Source organism: Streptomyces sp. NPDC003691 (assembly GCF_053981115.1).
Map to the genome: position 1 here is coordinate 23,208 of NZ_JBSFNQ010000069.1, position 17,434 is coordinate 40,641.

The following is a 17,434-nucleotide window of genomic DNA, read 5'->3' on the forward strand; positions in this document are numbered from 1 at the left end:
CCTCAGTGCCCCGGCGCGCCGACGGCTCCGGCCTGCTGCCGGGCCGGGGTGACGAGATACGGCCGTACGCTCTTGACCAGCATCGCCATCTCGTAGCCGAGCACGGCGGCATCGGCCTCGCGGCCCGCGAGGACCGCCAGGCAGGTACCGGATCCGGCGGTGGAGACGAAGAGCAGGGTGGAGTCCAGCTCCACGACCACCTGGCGGACCTCTCCCCCGTCGCCGAAGCGGGCTCCGGCGCTGCGGCCCAGGGAGTAGAGGCCCGAGGCGAGGGCCGCCATATGGTCGGCGGCGTCCTGGTCGAGGCCGTGGACCGACTTCACGAGTCCGTCGGAGGAGAGCAGGACCGCGTTCCGGGTGTACGGCACGCGCTGGACGAGGCCGCTGAGCAGCCAGTCGAGATCCGGCACGGGGCCGTTCGGCACGTCGCTCGCCATCGAGTATCTACTCCTTGGTGGTGGTGTCGTTGCGCCGCGGATCGCCGGGCGCGGTCGGGGGGGCGTGCGAGGCGGTCGGGGTTTCGTGGTGCGGCAGCGGCGTGTGCAGCCGCTCCTGGTCGTGTTCGGCCTCCGCGGCCTCGGCGAGGGTGATGCCGCGCTGGAAGGCGGCCATCAGCCCGGGGTCGTGGACGGCGTTCTCGTCGGGCCGCCGGGGCGGCGGTGGCGTGCGCAGTTGCGGAACGATGTGCTCCTGGACGCGCCGCCGGGGCAGGCTGGGGCGCTCGGGTTCCCCGGACGGGGCCGGGGCGGCGTGCCGGGGTTCGTAGACCGGTTCGTAGCGGGGGAAGTCCTGGTCGGGGAAGGTGTCGGCGGGGCGGGGGACGGTGCCGGTCAGCGCGGCCCCGGCCGGGTTGCGGCGGCCGGGGTTCTCGGTGCGTACCGGGAGCGGGCCCGGAACACCCGGAATGCCCGGCATACGGGGTGCGGGGGGCGTGGCCGGGCGGAGTGCGGGTCCGGTCTCGCCGGCCGGTACCGGCACGGCGGCCGTGGTCACGGGCGGCGGCGGTCCGTCGAAGCGGGTACGGGCCCGGCGGGTGCGCCCCGACGGGGACGGGGCGATACCGCCGCCCGCCCGGAGTCCCTCCGGGTCGGTGCCGAGGAGACCCCGCGGCAGGACGAGAACCGCCTGCACACCGCCGTAGATGTTGTTCTGGAGCCGTACGGCGATCCCGTGCCGGCGGGCCAGGGCGGAGACGACGAACAGCCCGATGCGCCCGTCCTGGAGGAGGTGCGCGACGTTCACCTGGTCGGGGTCGGCGAGGAGGGCGTTCATTCTGGCCTGTTCGTCGCCGGGCATGCCGAGACCGCGGTCCTCCACCTCGACCGCGAGCCCCGCCGTGACGTACTGGGCGCGCAGCAGCACCTGGGTGTGGGGGGCGGAGAACAGGGTGGCGTTCTCGACCAGCTCGGCGAGGAGGTGGATGACGTCGGCGACGGCGTGGCCCCGGAGCGTGCCGTCGATCGGTGGGACGAGTTTGACGCGGGGGTACTGCTCGACTTCCGCGATGGCGGACCGCAGCACCTCCGTCATGGTGACGGGATGGGACCACTGGCGGCGGGAGACGGCGCCGCCGAGCACGGCGAGGTTCTCGGCGTGGCGGCGGATACGGGTGGCGAGGTGGTCGACGTGGAAGAGGCCCTTGAGGAGTTCGGGGTCCTCGACCTCGTTCTCCAGATCGTCGAGGAGCTGGATCTCCCGGTGGACCAGCGACTGGAGCCGCCGGGCCAGATTGACGAAGACCTCGACCTTCTGTTCGTTCCCGACGCTGGTGGAGAGCCGGGAGGCCTGGACGACGGCGGCGACGGCACCCTCCCGCAGTCTGCCCAGCTCCCGGGAGAGCAGGTCGAACTCGTCTCCGTCGGGGGGTACGGGGGCGGGCGGGCGGGGCGGCGCCGGGCGCTCGCCCCGGCGGATTCCCTCGACGGCGGCGGCCAGATCGGCCTGGTCGCGCTCGGCGGCGCGGCGCAGGGCGGCGGCCCGGGACAGCACGGTGGTCGCCAGCCGGTCGGCACCGATGGCGGCGGCCGCGACGGACGCCATGGCCAGTACCGCGGAGGTGGCCAGAGCGGTCCAGAGCGCGGTGGAGGGGTGGGCGCCGGTGGTCTGGACGGTGAACGCCACGGCGGTGGCGCCGCTCAGCGCGGCGGCGAGCGTCGGGAGGACCGTCGTGCGCAGCAGTTGCGGACGGATCCGCTGGTCCCGGCCGTAGTGGTGTTCCTGGTCCGGGGGGTGGTGCGCAGGGCGGTGCGGGGGGCGGGAACGCGCCGGCCGGGGCCCGTCCGGCCGCGGCCCGGGCCGGGCGGCGGCCTGCCTGCCGTGCCGTCCGCCGCTGTCACGGCCGCCGGTCCGGGGGGCGGGTGGGCGTTGTTGAGACATCCGTGTCCTCGGTGCGTCGTTCCCCGGACCTCGGCATGCCGTGTCCCGGGTGATGGGCGCGGTGACCGGGTCCCGCTGGTCGGCTCACGGCGTTTCACGGCCTCCGAGATGCCACACGTTGTTGATCACCGGCAACACACGGTAGTCGCGACGGGGTCGGGCGTGTCCGGCAGTTGCCGAACTTGCCCGCCGTAGGTCCCGCTCTGGTATGAGGGGTCGCACCCCAGCACGATTCCGCTGGGGGGGAGGGTGGAGGGTAGGTGTTCGGCGCCGGGGGGCGGTGTGCGGCGCCGGTGCCGCCGGGGGCGGTGTTCGGTGGCGGTCCGGGAGGGGCCGGTGTCCGGCGGCAGCCCGGTGTTCGGTGGCGGTCCGGGAGGGGCCGGTGTCCGGCGGCAGCCCGGTGTTCGGTGGCGGTCCGGGAGGGGCCGGTGTCCGGCGCCCGTGCCGCCGGGCCCGTGGCAAGGCGGAGTGCCGCGGGCATACGGCGCGCGGCCGGCCCGGAGCCGGGAGGCGGTGGGGCGGCGGCCCGCCAGGAGGTCGGCCGGGTCACCCGGGCCGCCCGGACCGGTGCCGCTGCTCCGCGCTCTGCGACGCGACGGCCGTACGGTGGGCGCGGAGCCCGCGGCGGGCGCGGTGGCCTGCCGACGGACAGCCTCCGCTACCCGGGCGCTCCCGGTGCGCGCCCATCGGCGCGCCACGCACCCGCGGGCGCGGAAGGCCCACTGGTCCCGGCGGCGCCCCGGGGACGGCCCCGGGTCAGGCCGAGGGGGCGACCTTCCGGTCGTCCGTGCCGGGCTGCGGCCCGTCCGTGCCGGCCGGTGCGGTGGCCGGGCGCTCCGCGGTGGCGGCCGGGGCGTCCCAGCCACCTGCCGGTGCGGCGGCCACCGCGCGCCACCAGGGCGCGTCCGGGGCGTCCCCGGCGGTCGGTTCGAAGGGGCGGCCGGGGACCGGGAGGGCGAGCCGGGCGCCACTGCGGGCGGCCGCGGCGACGGTGCCCTCGCCGGGCTCCGCCCAGGGGTGCGGGGCCAGATTGAAGGTGCCCCAGTGGATGGGGAGCATCACCCCGGCGGGCTCGCCCTGCTGGAGATCGAGATGGGCCCGCATGCCCTCGTCCGGTGTCATATGGATATCGGGCCAGTAATCGCTGTAAGCACCGATCTGGATCATGGTGGCGTCGAAGGGGCCGTACGCGGCGCCGATCTCGCGGAAGCCGGGGAAATAGCCGGTGTCGCCGCTGTGGTAGACGCGGTGTTCGGCACCGGCGACCACCCAGGACGCCCAGAGCGTGTGCTGCTGGTTGCGCAGGCCGCGGCCGCAGAAGTGGCGGGCGGGCGTGGCGGTGAACCGCAGTCCGGCGATGTCCGCGGACTCGTGCCAGTCGAGTTCCCGGAGCCGGGCGGCGGGAACTCCCCAGCGCTCCAGATGGGCGCCGACGCCCAGCGGGACCGCGAAGACCGTGTCCGCCGAGGTGAGCGCCTTGACGGTGGGCAGGTCGAGATGGTCGTAGTGGTCGTGGGAGATCACCACGGCGTCGACCGGACCGAGCGCCTCCAGGGGCAGCGGCGCGGGGTGCAGCCGCTTCGGCCCGGCGAAGGAGAAGGGGGAGCAGCGCTCGCCCCAGACCGGGTCGAAGAGGACCCGGCGGCCGTCCAGCTCGGCAAGGACGGTGGAGTGCCCCATCCAGGTGAGGCGGAGGCCGGTCGCGGGGGGCTTCGCCAGGTCGGCGGCGGTGCCGGGATGGACCGGCACGGGCCCGGCGGGGGATCTGCGGACCCGGGACTCCTTATGGAAGTAGATCTTGGCGAACTCCGCCATCGACGCCCCGGAGGGCCTGGTCCTGGCGCCCACCGGATTCCGGAACGACCCGTCCTCGAAGTTCGGCGAGCGCCGGATCCGCTCCAGCCGGGCTCCGGAGGGGTCGGCGCCGAACGGCTCGGGGCGCAGGGCGCGCAGCCGGGATCGCAGTGTGCGGGGTGAACCGGCTCCGGTCACGGCACCTCCTGGTGTCGGGGTCTTCTCATTATGTGCGCGGGGTACGGCGGTGCGGAGGCGGAATCGCCCGCACGGGCGCCCTGCCGAGGCACGGAAGGGTGACGCCCCCGGGTCCCGTTCCGCCGTGCCCGGTCAACGCCGGCGCCGGCACGGATGTTCCTGACCGCGCCCCATGAGCCGGTGACCGGCGCCGATACCCCGCCCGCCGCATGCCCGTTCCGCGCTTCCATACGCTGGCACACCACTCCAACGGCGGATTGACGATCACATTGACAGCGGGTGGAGCGGCTTCCGATACTGAACGGTGATTCAGCCGGGTGTCTGTGCGGCCACCCGGTGCCCCTGCTTCGCGCCGCCCGTGCGGCGGGCCCGTCCCACGGGTCCCTCCCGGGACGCGCGGCCCGGCGTCCGGCCCCGGCGGCCGTGCCGGGGCGTACGGACCGGACGGACCCCGGCGGCTCCTGCGGAGCGGCAGGACCGCCGGGCCCGGCGGGATCGGGGGCCGCCCGACCGATCCGCCGGGGACCGCACGCCGGTCGCCCCGGGGGCCGGCGGCGGCCGCGGCCCGCTTCCTGGAGCCCGCCATGAACGACCACCCTCTGCTCTCGCTCACCTGGACCGACCCGGTCACGGGCCGGCAGGGGCATCTTGTCGTCGACCGGCTGGTCCGGGGCGTGGCCAGCGGCGGGCTGCGGATGCGGCCGGGCTGCACCCTGGCGGAGGTGACGGGGCTGGCCCGCGGGATGACCATGAAGGAGGCCCTGCACTACGACCCGGACGGCCCCGCGGGGAAGTACCTCCCCCTCGGCGGGGCGAAGGGCGGCCTGGACTGCGACCCCCGCGATCCGGAGGCGTACGGCGTGCTGGTCCGCTTCCTGCGGGCGGTCCGCCCGTATCTGGAGACGGTGTGGGCCACCGGAGAGGACCTCGGCCTGACCCAGGACACCGTCGACAGGGCGGTGCGCGAGGCCGGTCTGGTCTCGTCGGTGCAGGCCGTCTACGGCCTGCTGGACGACGAGGCGGCGGCGCGGCGGCGGCTCGCGGACGCCTTCGCCGTGGAGGTCGACGGCATCGGGCTCGACGAGCTGGCCGGGGGCTGCGGAGTGGCGGAGTCGGTCCTCGCCGCCCTCGACCGGGCGGGGGTGCCGTACCGGGGCACCCGGGTCTCCCTCCAGGGGCTGGGCACGATGGGCGGGGCCACGGCCCGCTTCCTGGCCCGCGCGGGCCTGCGGATCGTCGCGGTGGCGGATCTGAAGGGCACCATCGCCTGTCCCGGCGGACTGGATGTCGAGGCGCTGCTGGCGGCCCGGGACGCCTACGGCACGGTCGACCGCTCCGCGCTGCGCCCCGGCGACCGCGAACTGCCGGGCGACGCCTGGCTGTCGGAGCCGGCGGAGGTTCTGGTTCCGGCCGCCGTCTCCTATGCGATCGACACCGCCGACGCGGCCCGGATCGGCGCGCGCTGGGTGGTCGAGGCCGCCAATATGCCGGTCCTGCCGGAGGCGGAGGCGGTACTGGCCCGGCGCGGGGTGACCGTGCTGCCCGACGTGGTGGTCAACTCCGGTACGAACGCCTGGTGGTGGTGGACCCTGTTCGGGGACATCGGGGCCGACGCGGACGAGGCGTTCGCGCATCTGCGCCGCTCGATGCGGGCGCTGGTGGAGGCGATGCTCGCCCGGGCGGAGGCCGACGGCACCACACCGCGCGCGGCGGCGCACGCGATCGTCGCCGAACGGCTGCCGGTGATCGCGGAGCGGTTCGCCGACCGGAGCTGAGAGGCGGGCGGGGCGGGTGGCGGGCGGGGCGGGCCGGTGCCGGGCAGTCGTACGGGCCGGGCACGAACCGGGCAGCCGTACGGCCCGGCACGAACCGGACACGAACCGGGCCGCGGTTGAACCGCCACGAACACTGCATGAACGGGGCCGGGGTTGAACCGGCGCGCCGGGGCGAACGGCGACGGCGACCCCGGTCCGGGCGCGGGGCGGGAACGGCGGCGTCCGGTCCGGTCGCCGCGGCGGAGACCGGACCGGGGCCGACGGGGGCCGGACCAGGGGGCCGGAGGCCGGGCTTCCCGGTCGTGCCACGTCCGTTCGGCCACCGGTCGGCCCGGGCCGCGGGGCCGGCGGACGCGGTCCCTCCGCCCCCGGTCGACGACGGAATCCGCTGTGTAGGGTGAGAACCGTGGCAAGAGTCCGGTTGAGCGTGGCACAGAGGCGGGAAGAACTCCTCGGCGCCGCCGTCGAGCAGATCCAGCGGCGCGGTGTCGCGAACGTCCGGATCGCCGATGTCGCCGCGTCCCTGGGAGTCAGCAACGCCCTGGTGCTCTACCACTTCTCCACCAAGGAGCAGTTGGTCGCGGCCGCGTTCGCACATGCCGCCGACGCCGATCTGGCCCATCTGCGCCGACTGCTGGGCCGGCGGACCTCCGCGGTACGGAGGCTGCGCGCCGCGGTCCGCTGGTACGCCCCGACCGGATCCGCCAAGGGCTGGAAACTCTGGATCGAGGGCTGGGCGGCCTCGCTGCGCGAGCCCGCGCTGCGCGAGGTGGCCCGCGATCTCGACCAGCAATGGAAGGCCGCGCTCACCGAGGTCATCGCGGAAGGCGCGGCCCGCGGGGAGTTCCCCTGCCCCGACCCGGCCGCGGCCGCCTGGCGGCTGACGGCGTTTCTGGACGGACTGGCCGTCCAGATGACCTCGTACGCCGGATCCCTGTCCCGCGCCGCCATGCTGGAGTGGACCGACGAGGCACTCGCCCGCGAACTGGGCCTGGCCCGGGCGGAACTGACCGCCGCCCTTCGCTGAACCGGTTCCGCTCCCTCGCGGCCGTGCGCATTTTTGTCATGCCCATGACCTTGCACTATCGATAGCCGCACCCTCGCTTGAGCGACTGCTCAAAACTCGGTACCGTCGACTTGAGCAGTCGCTCAAAACTCGCCGCGACGAGGGGGAACGGCCATGGGCCTCTATATAGAGACGCTCATCCGCACCGATATGGACACCCTGTGGGACCGCACGCAGGATCCGGACCTGCACTGCCGCTGGGACGCGCGCTTCACCGAGATCGACTGTCTGCCGGCCGCCCCGCACGAACCCCGGAGGTTCCGGTACGCCACCCGGGTGCTGCCGTTCCTCACGGTGGCCGGGGTCGGGGTGAGCGCGGGCGAACGGCACCGGCCGGACGGCGGGCGGGTGTCGGCGCTGCGCTTCGCCTCGTCCCATCCGCTTTCGCCGATCCGGGAGGGCAGCGGCTACTGGCGCTATGTACCCGTCCCCGGCGGCATCCGCTTTCTGACCGGATACGACTACCGGCCCCGCAGCGGTCCACTCGGCGGGACGGCCGACCGGCTGGTCGTCCGGCCGCTGATGGGATGGGCCACCGCATGGTCCTTCGACCGGCTCAGGCTCTGGTGCGAACGGGGCATCCGTCCCGAGCGCGCGCTGCTGCGGGCGGTCGCCGAAACCGTTGTCCGGCTGCTGGCCGTCGTGGTCGCGGCCCTGGCGGCCGGCCCCGTCGCGGTACCGGCCGCGATCGCGGCCGTACTGCTGCTGCCGCCTCTGCCCGGCACTCCGGCGGCCCGGCGCTGTCTGCGCACCCCGCCCTCACCGGCCCGTACCCCGACCCTGCTCACCGCCCTGGAGCACACCGATGACGCCCGCGCCCGCCTCGCTGTTCCGCACCGTCATGGGCGACGGATTCGACCGGCTGCACCCGCAGTTGCGGCGCCGGTTCTCCGTCGGGCTGGCGGGCGGGGAGGCCTGTACGGGGCGCGGGGTGATGGACCGGGTCTGGCACGGCGGGCCGTTTCTCGCCGCCCCGTTGCTGAGGCCGTTCCTCGCCCTCGGAGCCACCCGGAACGTCCTGCTGCCCCGCACCGGCCGGGCGATCCCCTTCACCATTGAGAACGTGCCCTACCGGGACTCCTTCGGGCGGGAGACCGTCACCTTCGTCCGGACCTTCGCCTTTCCCGGCGGGCCGCGGCGGTTCGACGCGACCATGGTCCTCGGCCCGGGCGGCGACCGCATCGTCGACTATCTGGGCACCCACCAGCATCTGGCCAGCGAACTCCACCCGACCGCCGAACCCGACGGCTCGCTGCTGATCCGCTCGGGGATCCACCGCTTCCGGGAGGGGCCCGTCGACGTCCGGGTCCCGGAGCTGATCGGCGGGGACGCGGAGGTACGGGAGGCGTACGACGAGACCACGGGCCGCTTCCGGATACGGGTCCGGGTGACCAACCGCCGCTTCGGGCCGCTGTTCGGGTACGAGGGGACGTTCACCGTCTCGTACCACGACGTAGGCTCGTGCGGGGTGCGCGCCGGGCTGCGCCCGGTACGCGAGGAGATACGGGCGTGAGCCAGGAGACCAGGCTGAAGCTGCTGGACGGCGCCCTGCGTACACTCCGGGAGCAGGGCATCGCCAAGGCGTCGGCCCGGGCGATCGCCACCACGGCGGGGGTCAATCAGGCGCTGGTCTTCTACCACTTCGGCTCGGTCGACGAACTGCTGGCCGAGGCCTGCCGCCACGGCGCCCGGCAGCGTGTCGACCACTACCGGGAACGGCTCGCGGCGGTCTCCACCCTCGCCGAACTGCTGGCATTCGGGCGGGAGATGCACCGGGAGGAGCGCGCCGAGGGCAGTGTCGCCGCACTGGCCCAACTGCTCGCGGGGGCCCAGACCCAGCCCCGGCTGGGGCCCGCGACCGCGGCCGGGCTGGAGCTGTGGATCACCGAGATAGAGGCCGTGCTCGTCCGGGTGCTGGCGGACACTCCCCTGGCGGAGTTCGCCGACCCCGCGGGCCTCGCCCGGGCCGTCTCGGCCTCCTTCGTCGGCCTGGAACTGTACGAGGGCGTCGATCCGGAAGGGGCGGAGCAGGCCCTCGAAGCGCTGGAGCGGCTCGCCGAGCTGGCCGCCGTGCTCGACGGACTGGGGCCGCTGGGCCAGCGGGCGGTCCGGCACCGGCTCAGACGGCACACCACCGGCTGAGCCCGCCGGGCGGGCGGCCCGGCCCCCGGCGGACGGCGGGTCCGTCCCCGTCCGGAGCTGTGCCTCCGCAGGGGCCGCCGCGGTTCTGCCGCGGCCCGCTCCCCGCTCAGGTCTGGCGCAGCGGGGTGTACTCCTTCTCGTCCAGGCCGAACGTCCAGGCGACGCCCTCCTTCGCGGTGGTGGTCGACGGGGGGACGCGCAGCCAGTACGTGCGGTACGTGCCGTCGGGCTCCGGGGTGGAGTTGACCACCTCGACCATCACCACGTCCTCGTCGCCGGTCATCGGGATCCGCCAGAGTTTGCCGGCCTCGTCCTGGTCCATGGGCCGGGCGCCGACCTCGGCGAGATAGCGCTCGTAGCCGTAGAACTCCAGCATCACCCGGCGCAGTTCGGCGTTCTCCTCGGTCCGGATCCGCAGGGGGGTGAGGGACGACAGCTCGTCGAGGAACGCGGCGGGCACCGGCATCCCGCGCCAGGCGTAGAGGGCGAATCCGTCGGGGAAGCGGAGGGCCGGTCCGGCGCCGTGGTCGAGGCGTCCGGCCTCGTCGCGGTGGAGTTCGGTGGGGCGCTCGCAGATCACCACGGCCTTCTCGTACGGCCACCACCAGCCGGCCGCGGCCGCGATCCGGGCCAGCGGTTCGAGGCGCTCGCTCCGTCTGTCGAAGGCGGCGAGCCAGGCGGCGTCGTGCTGGCCGAGCACGGCGTCGAGGAGGACCTGCCGGGTCTCGGTTTCGAGGGCGAGCCGCTCCGCCGGACCGTCCTCGGAAGCCTCGTCGATGCCGGCGGCTTCGGCCAGCCGGTCGAGTATCCCGGCGCGGATCCGGTCGGCGAGCGAGCGGGTGGTGTCCCAGAGCCGGGCGCCGGTGTTGCTCCAGAGTTCCATCCAGCCGCCGGGGCCCAGGGCGTCGTGGACCCGGCGGCGCTCGTCGGCCCACGGCTTGGTGCGCACCCGGTCGCGGACGGAGGCGCCCTTCTCCGCTCCGAGGTCACGCAGCAGGCCGACCGCGGCGAGCGGCGATCCGGCCCAGACGATCCGCTCCGGCTCGGGCAGTCCGGCGCCGCGGTAGGCCAGCCGGACGGCCTCCTCGGCGGCGGCCCGGTCCGCGGCGCCGGTGGCCGCCGCGACGGCCCGCCACTTGGCGACGGTGTCGGCGCCTCCCGTGTTCCCCGCCTCCCCGGCGCTCCCGGTGCGCTCGGCGCTTTCGGTGTGCTCGGTCTGCTCGACATCGGCGAACTTCTGCATCGGATTCCCCGTCCCCTTGTCCCCCGGTGCCGGCCCGGGCTTGTCGTCTTTCCGCTGTACCAGTGGTGCGGTGTGCGAGTGCTGTTGCGCCGGTGCTGCTGTGCCGGTCCGGAAGCGGCGGGACCGTTCGCCGTAGGGCATCCGGTGCGGTCGCGCGGTCAGTCCGCGACGATACGGACCGCGCCCGGCAGATACTCGCGCTGGCGCACGACCCGGTACCAGCCGCGCGGGAGGTCGATGGCGGCGTGCTCCTCGTGCACCACCTTGCCGCCCTTGGGCAGGTGCAGCACCAGGGGGCCGAAGGGGCCCGGCTCCCGCACCAGGCGCCCGGCGCCGAGCACCGCATGGGCATGGCCGGTGACCTCGCCCAGCGCGAGCACCAGCCGGCCGCGCGGGTCGCGGGCCACGTCCGGGGCGCCGTCGATGTGCGGCGGGACGCTCTCTTCGGTGACGGGCACGATCAGCACGTCTCCCTGGCGGTACATAGCTCTCCCCTCGACGCCCGGCGCCGAGTGCGCCGAACTGGTGAAGACGCTAAGGGGAGGGTCTGACAACGACCCGGGATACGGCCCCGGCACCGGCTCCGAACTGGCCTTTCACGGACGGGAGTCCGGAGCCGGGCGCCCGGTGGCGGACTGCCCGGCACCGCGGAGGAGTTCACGGCCCGTGCACGGGACTCCGGGGTCCTCGACCAGACAGAGGCCGAATCCCTTCTCGTCCCGTCCGACGCTCATCTGCGCCGAGCACTCCGCCCCGGCGCCGGACGCCGTGAGGTCGAGGACATCGCCCGCGGCCAGGCTGCCGTCCGGGTTCTCCGGCGGCTCCTCGCCCTCGCCGACCTCCAGGCCCAGAAACGCCCAGGCCCCGTTCCAGGTATCGGGGCAGGCCGTGCCCCGTGGCAGACTTCCGTGCAGCCCGGTCCCGGTGGCCGTGCCGTCGGCCCGGAATGCGAAACGGGTACCCGCCTCGTTGGCCCAGTCTCCGGTGAGGCCCCGGGTGTCGATCGGCGCCCGCTCGATGCCCTCCTCGCAGCCGACGGACACCAGGGCCAGCAACGCCGCCACGGCCACCATGTACATGGTCCTGCTTCTCATCCCCGTACCCCCTGCCCCTGCGCCAATTTTTGAACGCGTTCAATACATTAACGCCGCAGGTCCCGGCAGATACGGGCGGGGCCAGGGTGCGCAACGAGCCGACCGTGCGGCGGCCGGACGGGCGGGAGCACGGCAGCTCCGGGGCACCCCGGAAGTGCGAGTTGTCAGTGGGCCTTGGTACAACTTCTGCCCATCGAACCGATCAGCTGATCGACCACCCTCGGTGTCTGGAGTTCTTCCATGAGCGATTTGCAGGAGTTGTTCGGCCTGCCCGTCTTCGACTTCCCCGCCAAGGGCACGAGGGAGAAGAAGCCGGAGGCGCTGCCCGAGGCCGGAGCGGTCGCCTGGCGGATCGCGGTCGACAGCTACGACAGCGAGGTGCCCTGGGAGGACGAGTTCGCCGACTTCCTGGCCCAGGTCGACACCACCGGGATCCGGGCGTTCGTCGTCGGCGCCTGGCAGGAGACGTACGAAACCTCCCCCGAACCGATCGTCAAGGCGCTGGTCGACGCCGCCGACCGGTTCCCCGCACTGCGCTCGCTGTTCTTCGGCGACATCTCGTCCGACGAGTGCGAGATCTCGTGGATCATCCAGGGCTCGGTCACCGAACTACTGGAGAACTTCCCGCAGCTGGAGGAGTTCGGCGTCCGCGGCGGCCAGGGGCTGCGGCTGGAGCAGGTCCGCCACGAGCGCCTGCGCTCCCTGACCGTCGAGACCGGCGGGCTCGGCGCCGAGGTGGTACGGAACCTCGCCGCGTCCGACTTCCCCGCGCTGGAGGTCCTCGACATCTGGCTGGGCACCTCCGAGTACGGGGCGACGTCCCAGCCGGCGGACCTGGAGCCGTTCCTCACCGGCGCCCGGCTGCCGAAGCTGCGCCATCTGGCACTGCACAACAGCGAGATCCAGGACGCGGTGGCCGAGGCCCTCGCCGGTGCGCCCGTGGTCGCCCGGCTGGAGGTCCTCGACCTCTCCATGGGCACCCTCAGCGACGAGGGCGCCCAGGCCCTGCTGGAGGGACAGCCGCTGACCCACCTCAAGAAGCTCGACCTCTCCCACCACTATCTGACGGAGGCCATGGAGGAGCGGCTGCGCGCCACGATCGGGGCCGCCGGGGTCGATCTGAACCTCAGCGAGAGCCTGTTCGACGAGTGGGATCAGGACCGCGACTGGGACAACCGCTACGTCTCCGTGGGCGAATGACGCCATGACCGCGACGACGTCCGCCGCCGTACCGCCCGGGGAACCCCGGATCGCCGTGGTCGGCGGTCCGGAGGGCCGGCGGGTGGCCCTCTTCCGGGAGGCGGCCCGGTCCGCCGGGCTCCCCCCGGTCCGGGTGGTCCCGTGGCGCGACGCCCTCCACGGCCGGGCGGAGTTCCGCCCCGGCGAGTGGGTGCGCATCGAGTCCCCCGGCGAGGACCCGACCGCCGACGCGTTCCTGCGCGGCGGCGGCGACCCGACCCGGGTGGAGGGCAGCGGCCGCTGGTACGCGCGGTTCGTCGCCGCGGTCCGCGAGGTGTCGGCCGCGGCCTCGGCGGCCGGGGCGACCGCGCTGGACGACCCCGGCCTGCCGGCCGTCCTGTTCGACAAGCGGCTCTGTCACGGAGCGCTCCGGGAGGCGGGGGTGCCGGTGCCCGATTCGCCGACTTCGGGCCCCCTGGCCCCGCCCGTCCGGGGCTGGGACGACGTCCGGGCGCTGGCCCGGGACGCCGGGCTGGCCCGGATGTTCGTCAAGCTCGCCCACGGCTCGTCGGCCTCGGGGGTGCTCGCCGTCGAGACGGCGGGCGGCGGCCGGGTGCAGGCGACGACATCGGTGGAGCGCGACGCGCACGGCAGGCTCTTCAACTCCCTGCGGGTCCGCCGCTATACGCGGGAGGCCGAGGTCGCCGCCGTCGTCGACGCCCTCGCGCCCGACGGGCTGCATATCGAACGGTGGCTGCCGAAGGCGTCCCAGGACGGCCGCCGGGCCGATCTGCGGGTCGTCGTCACGGACGGCCGGGCCACCCATGCCGTCGTGCGCACCAGCCGCTCCCCCATGACCAATCTCCATCTCGGCGGCGCCCGCGGCGATCTCGCCGCCGCCCGGGCGGCCATCGGCCGCGCCGGGGGCGACTGGGCCGAGGCGCTGGAGATCTGCGAACGGGCCGCGGCATGCTTCCCGGGAGCGCTGCGGGTCGGTGTCGACCTGCTGCCGCTCCGCAACTGGCAGGGCTTCGCCGTCGGCGAGGTCAACGCCTTCGGTGATCTGCTGCCCGGACTGAGCGGACTGCCGGACGGCCCGGCCGCCGGACTCGACACCTACGGGGCGCAGATCGCGGCGATCCGGCGGCGGGCCGGGGCCGGCAGAAGCCCCGGTACCCCGCCGCGCACCGCCTCTCCGGGCGGCACGCCGCCGCACACCGGGCCGTCCGGCCCCTCGCCGGAGACCGCGCCGCGGCCCGGCACCGCACCACCGAACACCGCACCGAGAGCAGGAAAAGAACGTGCCCACCTCTGACACCCTCACCGGGATCCGCCCGCCGGGCGGCCGTCCCCCGGCCCCGGAAACCGCCGTGGAACCGGATATGAACGCGGTCGTCGGCCGGGACGATCTGCTCTTCGTCACCCTGGACACCCTGCGGTACGACGTCGCCCAGGAGCTGGCGGCGGCCGGGCGCATCCCGCATCTGGCCCGGCATCTGCCCGGCGGCGCCTGGGAGCGGCGGCATGCCCCCGGCAGCTTCACCTACGCCTCCCACCAGGCAATGTTCGCCGGGTTCCTGCCGACCCCGGCGTCCCCGGGGCCCCATCCGCGGCTCTTCGCCGCCCGGTTCGCGGGCAGCGAGACGACCGCGGGCCGCACCTGGGTGTTCGACACCCCGGATCTGGTGTCGGGGCTGGCCGCCGCCGGGTACCGCACGGTGTGCGTGGGCGGGGTCGGCTTCTTCAACCGGCAGGGGCCGCTGGGCTCCGTACTGCCGGGGATGTTCCAGGAGAGCCACTGGGAACCCGAGTTCGGGGTGGCCTCGCCCACCTCCTTCGCGTCCCAGGTCGATCGGGTCGAGGAGATCGTCGCCGGGCTGCCGCGCGAACAGCGGCTCTTCCTCTTCGTGAACGTCCCGTCCCTGCACCAGCCCAACTGGTTCCATCTGCCGGGCGCGACCCGGGAAGCGGGCGACTCCCGCGCCAGCCACGCCGCCGCCCTGGAGTACATCGACCGCCGGATCGGCCGGCTGTTCGCGGCCGCCGCGAGCCGCCGCCGCTGCTTCACGATCGTCTGCTCCGACCACGGCACCACCTACGGCGACGACGGCTACACCGGCCACCGCCTGGGCCACGAGGCCGTCTGGACGGTGCCGTACGCCCACTTCTTCCTCGACCCGCCGGCCGGGGCGCCCGGTGTCCGGCCGGAGGCCGCCGTATGACCACCCCGCCGGCCCCGCGCCCGTACCAGAGCTATGTGTACGCCTACCCGCACAAGACGGCCTACCGGCCGCTCGGCGACCGCCGCCCGGCGCTGCGCTCCCTGTGGGCGGGCGAGCGCAAGGACGCGCTCTCGCTCTATCTGCACATACCGTTCTGCGAAGTGCGCTGCGGCTTCTGCAATCTGTTCACCCGGATCGGCGCGCCCGGAGAACTGACGACCCGCTATCTCGATGCCCTGGACCGCCAGGCCACGGCGGTGCGGGACGCGCTGGGCGACGGGGAGCCGGTGCGGTTCGCGGCGGCGGCCTTCGGCGGTGGGACCCCCACCTATCTGACCGCCGGTGAGCTGGAGCGGCTCTGCGACATCGCCGAGAAGCGGATGGGCGCGGATCTGACGGCCGTGCCGCTCTCCGTGGAGACCTCGCCGTCGACGGCCACCGCCGACCGGCTGGCGGTACTCGCGGCCCGCGGCGCCACCCGGCTCAGCATCGGGGTGCAGAGCTTTGTCGCCGAGGAGGCGAAGGCGGCCGTGCGGCCCCAGCGGGCGGCCGACGTGGCGGCGGCCCTCGGCCGGATCAGGGAGAGCGGCGTCCCGGTCCTCAACATCGACCTGATCTACGGCATCGGCGGCCAGACCGCGCAGAGCTGGCGGTACTCCCTGGACGCCGCGCTCGACTGGCGCCCGGAGGAGCTGTATCTCTATCCGCTGTACGTCCGGCCGCTGACCGGTCTCGACCGGCGGGTCCGGGAGAGCGAGCGGGAGTGGGACGAGCGGCGGCTCGCGCTCTACCGCCAGGGCCGGGACCATCTGCTGGACCGGGGCTACGAGCAGGTGTCGATGCGGATGTTCCGCCGTACGGACGCCCCGGGGGCGGGCGAGGAGCGCGGCCCGGAGGACTACGCCTGCCAGACGGACGGCATGATCGGCCTGGGCTGCGGCGCCCGCTCGTACACCTCCCGGCTGCACTACTCGTTCGACTACGCGGTGGGCGCCGCCGAGGTCCGGGGCATCATCGACGACTACACGCGCACCGAGGACTTCGGGCATGCCGAGGTCGGCTTCGCCGTGGCCGGGGACGAGGCCCGGCGGCGGCATCTGCTGCAGTCCCTGCTCCAGGCCCGGGGGCTGGCGACGGAGGAGTACCGGGAGCGCTTCGGGACCGAGCCCGGGGACGACTTCGCCCCCGAGCTGGCGCGGTTCGCCGCACTGGGCTGGCTGGACCGGGGTGCGCCCGCCGGTCTGCTGAGGCTGGGCCCGGAGGGGCTCGCCCACTCGGACGCGCTGGGCCCCGAGCTGTTCTCCCCCGCCGTGCGCGCCCGGATGGCGGCGTACGAGCCGAAGTGAGGCTTCCGGCCTCTCTTTCCGGAAGAAAGACCCTGGACCGTGGATCTGACCCTGCTCTACCGGGGGCCGCTGGCCTCCTGCGACTACGACTGTCCCTACTGCCCCTTTGCCAAACGGCGGGACAATCCGGAGACACTGCGGGCCGACCGGACCGCGCTGGAACGTTTCTGCGGATGGGTGACCGACCAGGCGGACGACCGGCTTTCGGTGCTCTTCACCCCCTGGGGCGAGGGCCTGGTCCGCTCCTGGTACCGGCGGGCCCTGGTGGACCTCTCCCGGCTGCCCCAGGTGCGACGGGTGGCCATGCAGACCAATCTGAGCTGCCGCACCGACTGGCTGGCCGAGGCCGACCCGGCGAAGGTGGCGCTGTGGTGCACCTACCACCCGGGCCAGACACCGTACGACCGGTTCCTCGGCAAAGCGGGCGAGCTGGCGGACCGGGGGATCCGGTTCAGCGTCGGGATCGTCGGGCTGCCGGAGCACCGGGAGCCCGCCCTGCGGCTGCGCGCCGCGCTGCCGGAGCACGTCTATCTCTGGGTGAACGCGGCGGAGGGGCACACCTACACCGACGCCGAGGCCGCCGGATGGACCGCGATCGACCCGCTGTTCCCCTACAGCCGCCGACCGCACCCCTCGGCCGGACTGCCCTGCCGCACCGGCGAGTCGGTGGTCTCCGTGGACGGTGACGGCACGGTCCGCCGCTGCCATTTCGTCCCGGCGCCGCTCGGCAACCTCTACGACGGCTCCTACCGTTCCGCGCTGCGCCCCCGGGCCTGTCCGCTGGCGGTCTGCGACTGCCACATCGGATACGTCCACCTCGAATCGCTGCCGCTGTACGACGTCTTCGCGGGCGGGGTGCTGGAGCGGATACCGGCGCCCGGGGTGCTCGGCACGGGCCCGGCCCGGCCCTGACCGCCGGGCCCTGACCGCCGGGGCCCAGGGCACCTGGGAATCCCGGAGCGAGCAGGAGGCGGCGGACGTCGGCACCGCGGCCCGGCT

At 74.4% G+C, this 17,434-nt stretch carries 15 protein-coding genes and 1 pseudogene; 10 read left to right on the plus strand and 6 right to left on the minus strand.

The features are described 5' to 3' along the window. Positions 1-2 precede the first annotated feature (2 nt). The 3 genes from ACWDR0_RS26310 to ACWDR0_RS26320 all read right to left on the minus strand — a co-directional run bounded on the left by ACWDR0_RS26310 (position 3) and on the right by ACWDR0_RS26320 (position 4,368). Positions 3-437, minus strand: coding sequence for a roadblock/LC7 domain-containing protein (locus ACWDR0_RS26310; RefSeq protein WP_146483355.1), 435 nt, complete (start codon positions 435-437; stop codon positions 3-5). 7 nt (positions 438-444) lie between these two features. Continuing rightward, positions 445-2,376 carry an ATP-binding protein gene (locus ACWDR0_RS26315; protein ID WP_456354243.1) on the minus strand — a complete coding sequence of 644 codons (1,932 nt, stop codon included), beginning with the start codon at positions 2,374-2,376 and terminating at the stop codon, positions 445-447. Between the two features lie 756 nt (positions 2,377-3,132). Then, positions 3,133-4,368, minus strand: a complete 1,236-nt coding sequence (locus ACWDR0_RS26320; RefSeq protein ID WP_456354244.1) for an MBL fold metallo-hydrolase — start codon at positions 4,366-4,368, stop codon at positions 3,133-3,135. A 584-nt stretch (positions 4,369-4,952) separates the two neighbouring features. On the opposite strand from ACWDR0_RS26320, the gene ACWDR0_RS26325 reads away from it, so the two are divergent. The 5 genes and pseudogenes from ACWDR0_RS26325 (at position 4,953) to ACWDR0_RS26345 (ending at position 9,351) form a co-directional block, all read left to right on the plus strand. Continuing rightward, entirely contained in the window at positions 4,953-6,143 is a 1,191-nt protein-coding gene (locus ACWDR0_RS26325; protein ID WP_456354245.1) for a Glu/Leu/Phe/Val dehydrogenase dimerization domain-containing protein, read from the plus strand. 406 nt (positions 6,144-6,549) lie between these two features. After that, positions 6,550-7,170: a TetR family transcriptional regulator C-terminal domain-containing protein gene (locus ACWDR0_RS26330; RefSeq protein WP_456354246.1), complete on the plus strand. Its 621-nt coding sequence runs from the start codon at positions 6,550-6,552 to the stop codon at positions 7,168-7,170. A 153-nt stretch (positions 7,171-7,323) separates the two neighbouring features. Then, a pseudogene (locus tag ACWDR0_RS26335) lies at positions 7,324-8,007 on the plus strand (hypothetical protein); the annotation flags it as partial. A gap of 7 nt (positions 8,008-8,014) precedes the next feature. After that, the gene (locus ACWDR0_RS26340; protein WP_456354247.1) at positions 8,015-8,722 is read left to right on the plus strand and encodes a DUF4166 domain-containing protein; all 708 of its coding nucleotides are present in this window, start codon (positions 8,015-8,017) and stop codon (positions 8,720-8,722) included. Beyond that, positions 8,719-9,351: a TetR/AcrR family transcriptional regulator gene (locus ACWDR0_RS26345; RefSeq protein ID WP_456354248.1), complete on the plus strand. Its 633-nt coding sequence runs from the start codon at positions 8,719-8,721 to the stop codon at positions 9,349-9,351. The genes ACWDR0_RS26340 and ACWDR0_RS26345 overlap by 4 nt, the downstream gene beginning before the upstream one ends. 106 nt (positions 9,352-9,457) lie before the next feature. Here ACWDR0_RS26345 and ACWDR0_RS26350 read toward each other — a convergent pair whose 3' ends face one another. From ACWDR0_RS26350 to ACWDR0_RS26360, 3 genes are all read right to left on the minus strand, one after another. Beyond that, on the minus strand, positions 9,458-10,594 hold the full coding sequence (locus ACWDR0_RS26350; protein WP_456354249.1) for a DUF6745 domain-containing protein: 1,137 nt from the start codon (positions 10,592-10,594) through the stop codon (positions 9,458-9,460). 158 nt (positions 10,595-10,752) lie between these two features. Beyond that, a complete protein-coding gene (locus ACWDR0_RS26355; RefSeq protein WP_456354250.1) occupies positions 10,753-11,079 on the minus strand; it encodes a hypothetical protein in 327 nt (108 codons plus the stop codon). Between the two features lie 111 nt (positions 11,080-11,190). Beyond that, positions 11,191-11,688: a hypothetical protein gene (locus ACWDR0_RS26360; RefSeq protein WP_456354251.1), complete on the minus strand. Its 498-nt coding sequence runs from the start codon at positions 11,686-11,688 to the stop codon at positions 11,191-11,193. A gap of 240 nt (positions 11,689-11,928) precedes the next feature. Here ACWDR0_RS26360 and ACWDR0_RS26365 point away from each other — a divergent pair, with 240 nt between their 5' ends. The 5 genes from ACWDR0_RS26365 to ACWDR0_RS26385 all read left to right on the plus strand — a co-directional run bounded on the left by ACWDR0_RS26365 (position 11,929) and on the right by ACWDR0_RS26385 (position 17,347). Beyond that, a complete protein-coding gene (locus tag ACWDR0_RS26365) occupies positions 11,929-12,888 on the plus strand; it encodes an STM4015 family protein (RefSeq protein WP_456354252.1) in 960 nt (319 codons plus the stop codon). Positions 12,889-12,892: 4 nt separating this feature from the next. Further along, positions 12,893-14,182, plus strand: a complete 1,290-nt coding sequence (locus ACWDR0_RS26370) for an STM4014 family protein (RefSeq protein WP_456354253.1) — start codon at positions 12,893-12,895, stop codon at positions 14,180-14,182. A 67-nt stretch (positions 14,183-14,249) separates the two neighbouring features. Further along, positions 14,250-15,089: an STM4013/SEN3800 family hydrolase gene (locus ACWDR0_RS26375; protein ID WP_456354256.1), complete on the plus strand. Its 840-nt coding sequence runs from the start codon at positions 14,250-14,252 to the stop codon at positions 15,087-15,089. Next, positions 15,086-16,435 (plus strand): STM4012 family radical SAM protein, encoded by a 1,350-nt coding sequence (locus ACWDR0_RS26380; protein WP_456354254.1) that lies wholly within the window; start codon positions 15,086-15,088, stop codon positions 16,433-16,435. Before ACWDR0_RS26375 ends, ACWDR0_RS26380 begins: the two co-directional genes overlap by 4 nt. A gap of 39 nt (positions 16,436-16,474) precedes the next feature. After that, on the plus strand, positions 16,475-17,347 hold the full coding sequence (locus ACWDR0_RS26385) for an STM4011 family radical SAM protein (RefSeq protein ID WP_456354255.1): 873 nt from the start codon (positions 16,475-16,477) through the stop codon (positions 17,345-17,347). The last annotated feature ends 87 nt before the right edge of the window (positions 17,348-17,434 follow it).